We start from the raw sequence: 732 nt of genomic DNA, 5'->3' as shown, positions 1-732 counted from the left end.
CCCAAGTTCATCTGGGACACCACCACCGTCTGCAACAACTCCCTCCCCAACTCCCGCATCAGCAAAGCGGTCAGCAACGTCTGCGGGCTCGTCGGAAACGCCATCTGCAAGGAAGAAGACAAAAACAAAGTCTTCGCCATCGGCCTGGGCGGGGACGGCAGCAAACCAGTCGACTGCGTCGGCCTCCGCAAAAACACCGGCCCAGGCACCCAAGGCGCCGGCACACCCGCACCACCCCCACCCACGATCAGCACCGAAGACTTCCAATCCCTGACCATCCCCGCCTCCACCCTCAAATCCCAACTAGGCGGCTTCACCCTCAAAGGCGCACACACCAACCTCTACGCCGACGGCGGCACACAACACCTGGACACCATCGTCCTAGGCCAACCAGTCACCGTGAAAGCCACCCCCATCTCCTACACCTTCACCTACGGCGACGGCACCAAACTCACCACCAAAACCCCCGGCGCCCCCGTCGCCGGCAACGGCAACGGCTTCGACATCCAAACCGAAACCAGCCACATCTACACCACAACCGGAATCTTCACCGCCACCCTCACCACCACCTACACCGGCCAATTCTCCGTCAACAACGGCCCCTACCAACCCATCCCCGGCACCGCCAACACCACCTCCACACCCCTAAACATCGACGTCTGGCGCACCAAGCACTACCGCGTCGCAGAACCCTGCAACAAAAACAACACCGCCCCCGGCTGCACCCCCAAC

General features: G+C 62.2%; 1 pseudogene. It reads left to right on the top strand.

Annotated features, from left to right (window positions below):
• Positions 1-399 precede the first annotated feature (399 nt).
• Positions 400-732 (top strand): annotated as a pseudogene (locus tag DWQ67_RS14165) (hypothetical protein); the annotation flags it as partial.

Origin of the sequence: Galactobacter caseinivorans (assembly GCF_003640665.1) — a bacterium.
Classification (GTDB): Bacteria; Actinomycetota; Actinomycetes; order Actinomycetales; family Micrococcaceae; genus Galactobacter; species Galactobacter caseinivorans.
This window is presented reverse-complemented; position numbering and strand designations above follow the sequence as displayed.